Source organism: Pseudomonas sp. P5_A2_2, from assembly GCF_054177685.1.
In genome coordinates this window covers 1-4,163 of the sequence record NZ_JBGCUL010000388.1, presented here as the reverse complement: position 1 = coordinate 4,163, position 4,163 = coordinate 1, and the positions used below count along the sequence as shown (strand labels likewise).

Here is a 4,163-nt window from a genome sequence, read left to right as displayed (position 1 = left end):
CTCCTACAGGGAATTGGTGGTGTGGCGGATGATTGTTTCAGGCACAAAAAAGCCGCGTATCAAACGCGGCTTTTTCTTGGGCGTGTCTTACACGTTAAACCAGAAGTCATAGGGTGCAGGCCTTATAAGATCTAGGTTCTAGTGCGGTTCAATTTGCGTCATACCCGGTTTAGCGCCCAGTATTGACGCTGCATATGATTTTACTTTCACAGAGGTTGCGTTGCTCTCGGCACGCGGAGGCATTTGACCCAACGTCCTGGTTCGTTTGCTAACAAGATTTTGCTTGAAGTGACTAGCGGCGACGGGCCGAAATCGGCCAAAAACAGCCATTCGTGGAGGACCGCTTTCAGCCGATTTCTGCTTTCCACAACCGGTTGAGTCATGAACGTTGGCTTCTGTATAGCCGCGAAAGCCGACGCACCAAGTGTCCATCCAGACGAGCCAGCCTTCGGGTGTGGTGGTTCGGCCAGGATGAATCAGCCTCACCCTGCTCGCGACAGTGTGAGCGACCACATCCAGACGCTCAAAAACGCGAGCAATAAGAAGGCGAGCACGCTTGGCCTCAGGGGCATGGGATACCCATTAACGAGAACCTCGGGGCGAATAATTATGCGCCCCAGTTGTGCCAAGGCCATCAGTGCGTAGACGGTGCCGGCCACTCGCAGCCCAATGATCCGGGATTTCATGCTGTTCTCCTCGATCTGATCATGAACGTAACAGGCGAGCAAAAGCATTGTTTTTGCCAGCCCAGTGAACGAAGCCGCGAAGGGGCTCCAGCCCTGGCGTGTTCCTTCCCACAACTCGGCAACCACTATCCACCCCTGGCTTTCACTAAAGGTCGGGGACCAATCTCCAGCGTACTCGACGGGTGTAATCGCCATACCCTGCAAGCTCGGACCGCGACAGCCGATCTTTCCATGCTGTGCGCAAGATGAGTAACGCCGACGCCAGCGCACCGGCCACCAGTGCCCAGAAAGAACCCAGCGCAAGGGCCATGCCGAAGAACAGGAACAGCGCGGCGATGTACCCGGGGTGACGCACGAAACGGTAAGGGCCGCTATCGATCACGCGCTGATACCGCTTGGTCTGGATGCGTACACCTGGCTCGAAGAACGGGTTCACCGCTCACAATACCTGCCGAAATCTTTACGACATTTCTACGCCGGACTCACCAGAATAGTCAGCGTTTTTACACGGCTGTGGCTAGTCTGTTGCTTATCGTAAAAGGACGCTCAATATGACCAATAAAGTGTCGTTGTTGAGAAATAAGTCGGAAAAACTCACCTCGCCACAGGGGTATTTACTGACCATCCTCGCCTGCAGCGCAATGACACTTTTAGCCACACCGCTGCTCTCTTATCTCGACTTGGCCAATATCGTGATGCTGTTCCTGCTGACCGTGCAACTGGTGGCGGCAAAGCTAGGGCGCAATCAAGCCATTTTGGCCTCAGTTCTCAGCGTTTTACTCTTTGACTTCTTTTTCGTACCGCCACGTTTTTCTCTGGCAGTCAGCAACATCCAGTATCTGGTCACGTTTGGCGTCATGCTGGTGACCGCATTGACGACCGCGCAGCTTGCCGCCGGACTGAAACAAAGGGCACAACAATCTCACTTCCGCGAAAAACAAACGCAGGCGCTGTATCAACTGGCCCGCCAACTGGCCGGAACCCTCACCGTTGGACAGGTAGTGGACATTGGCCAGTCCTTCATCAAGACGCAATTCGATGCACAGTCAGTCATCTTGCTGCCCAATGAACAAGAAGTGCTGAGCAACTCGCCTAAGCCCGGATCTCCGCTGGTTGAAATGCGCCTTGCCCAGGTCGCGCTGGAGAGTGGACAACTGGTGCGTAACGACGAACTCAACAGCATGGGCTATGCGCCGCTGTATCTGCCCTTGCGGTCGTCGATGCGCACTCGGGGTGTACTTGCAGTCAAATTCGCAGAAGGCTCGCCAAAACTCTCAAGCAATGCCCTATCACTATTAGAGACCCTCGCGTCCCTGATCGCAGTCGCGGTCGAACGCCTGCATTACGTCGAAGTAGCGCAAACCACTGAAGTTAATATGCTGACAGAGCGCCTACGCGGCTCCATTCTCGCGGCGCTATCGCACGATCTTCGTACGCCGTTAACCGCAATGGTTGGCTTGGCTGACTCGTTATCGCTTATCCAGCCGGCGTTGCCTGCGATGGCCTTGGAAACTGCTCAGGCCTTGCACGAGCAGGCCGCGCGCCTGGCGGGTCTAGTCAGCAACCTTCTGGATATGGCCCGGCTGAATGCTGGTGAAGTCACCTTGCGGCGTGAGTGGCAGCTGCTTGAAGAGGTAATTGGTGCCAGCATCAAATTGCTTGGCAGCGCATTGACTGAACATCCCATCAAAGTGACCCTCCCAAAGGGGTTGCCGCTGCTCAACTATGACGCAGTCCTGATCGAACGGGTCCTCTGCAACCTGCTTGAAAATGCTGCGAAGTATTCGCCTCAAGGTAGTGCTATTGAATTGGTGGCCATACAGAATGACGACAACATAGAGGTCCGTGTCGAAGACCTTGGTCCAGGGTTTTCGAGCAAACAAAGCGACGATCTATTCAAGATATTCGTCCGAGGGGAAGGCGCATCTGACAAACCGGGGACAGGGCTTGGGTTGGCCATTTGCAAAGCCATTGTGGAAGCGCATAGCGGACGGATCAGCGCCGACAATCGACCAGGCGGTGGAGCCAGCGTCAGCTTTACCCTGCCCAAAGGGACACCACCGATTGTTGAGGAAGAGCAGCCATGATCTCGACCTCAGCCAAAGTTCTGGTTATTGAAGACGAGAAGCAAATCCGTCGTTTCGTTCGGCTGGCACTGGAAGCAGAAGGTTGCCAGGTGGCTGAAGCTGAAACGATGAGCCACGGCCTGATCGAAGCGGGAACGAGAAAGCCCGATCTGCTGATTCTCGACCTAGGTCTACCGGATGGAGACGGCATCGACCTGATACGGGACMTACGTAGTTGGTCCGATGTTCCGGTACTGATTCTGTCTGCACGATCGCAGGAAAACGACAAGATCGATGCCTTGGATGCCGGGGCCGACGACTACCTGACCAAGCCCTTCAGTGTTGGCGAGCTGCGTGCAAGGGTTCGCGCGCTGCTGCGACGCCGTAGTCGAAGTGCGGAAGCGGCTTCACCGATTATCGAGTTCGGCACCATCAGCGTGGATTTATCGCGCCGACTGGTGGTCCGTGACGGCGAGACGATTCACCTCACTCCGATTGAATATCAACTGCTTTCTTCCCTGCTGGGGCAACCCGGCAAGGTCCTGACCCAACGCAGTTTGCTGCGGGAAATCTGGGGGCCAGCCTATGTCGAGAGCAGTCACTACCTACGCGTTTATGTCGGGCACTTGCGCCAGAAGCTCGAAGACGATCCGACTCAACCCAAATATTTTCTGACAGAAACAGGCGTGGGTTACCGCTTCCAGCCTTGAGGGGACTTGCATGCAAGACGAACAAGGCAAAAAACGTCTGGCCACATTGACGCTGGCTGCGCTAGGCATTGTCTATGGCGACATTGGTACCAGCCCGCTTTACTCCCTCAAGGAAGTATTCGGTAGTGCTCACCATCCGGTCGCCATTACCCCGGAAAATGTACTGGGAGTTTTGTCCCTGTTTTTTTGGTCGCTGATCATTGTGGTCACGCTGAAATATGTGGTCTTCATCATGCGGGCCAATAACAAGGGCGAAGGTGGCATCATCGCGCTAATGACCCTGGCCTTGCAGAAAGGTGTGGAGCGTTCCTGGCAGCAAAAACTGCTGGTTACTCTCGGGCTTTTCGGTGCGGCGCTGTTTTACGGGGACGGGGTCATTACCCCAGCAATTTCAGTGCTCTCGGCTGTCGAGGGATTGGAAATCATCACGCCCACGTTCAAGCCTTACATCATCCCCATTACCGTGGCCATTTTGATTGGCCTGTTCGCCTTTCAGCGCAAGGGCAGCGCCGGCGTAGGGGCCCTGTTTGGGCCGGTGATGCTGCTCTGGTTTGCCGTTCTGGCGGTATTGGGTGCTGCCGCCATTATTGGCAATCCGTCAGTACTCGCGGCCATCAACCCGCTGCATGCCATGCACTTTCTACTTGGGAACTCCATCCTTGGCTTTCTCGCCTTGGGTGCAGTGGTTCTATGCATTACCG

General features: G+C 55.2%; 5 protein-coding genes. 3 read left to right on the top strand and 2 right to left on the bottom strand.

Going from position 1 to position 4,163, the window contains the following annotated elements:
* Window positions 1-482 precede the first annotated feature (482 nt).
* Both ACXRVY_RS18950 and ACXRVY_RS18945 read right to left on the bottom strand, forming a co-directional pair.
* The gene (locus ACXRVY_RS18950) at window positions 483-812 is read right to left on the bottom strand and encodes a hypothetical protein (protein ID WP_223461093.1); all 330 of its coding nucleotides are present in this window, start codon (window positions 810-812) and stop codon (window positions 483-485) included.
* A gap of 19 nt (window positions 813-831) precedes the next feature.
* The gene (locus tag ACXRVY_RS18945) at window positions 832-1,122 is read right to left on the bottom strand and encodes a methyltransferase family protein (RefSeq protein ID WP_223461096.1); all 291 of its coding nucleotides are present in this window, start codon (window positions 1,120-1,122) and stop codon (window positions 832-834) included.
* A 115-nt stretch (window positions 1,123-1,237) separates the two neighbouring features.
* Here ACXRVY_RS18945 and ACXRVY_RS18940 point away from each other — a divergent pair, with 115 nt between their 5' ends.
* From ACXRVY_RS18940 to ACXRVY_RS18930, 3 genes are all read left to right on the top strand, one after another.
* Window positions 1,238-2,773, top strand: a complete 1,536-nt coding sequence (locus tag ACXRVY_RS18940) for a DUF4118 domain-containing protein (RefSeq protein WP_223461098.1) — start codon at window positions 1,238-1,240, stop codon at window positions 2,771-2,773.
* Entirely contained in the window at window positions 2,770-3,462 is a 693-nt protein-coding gene (kdpE, locus tag ACXRVY_RS18935) for a two-component system response regulator KdpE (protein ID WP_458237978.1), read from the top strand. The genes ACXRVY_RS18940 and kdpE overlap by 4 nt, the downstream gene beginning before the upstream one ends.
* A gap of 10 nt (window positions 3,463-3,472) precedes the next feature.
* Window positions 3,473-4,163: KUP/HAK/KT family potassium transporter (locus tag ACXRVY_RS18930; RefSeq protein WP_458237977.1), on the top strand; the 691-nt coding region annotated here is incomplete at its 3' end.

Coding starts and splice junctions, on each gene's coding strand:
- ACXRVY_RS18940 (WP_223461098.1), top strand. CDS start 1,238: ATGACCAATAAAGTGTCGTTGTTGAGAAATAAGTCGGAAAAACTCACC.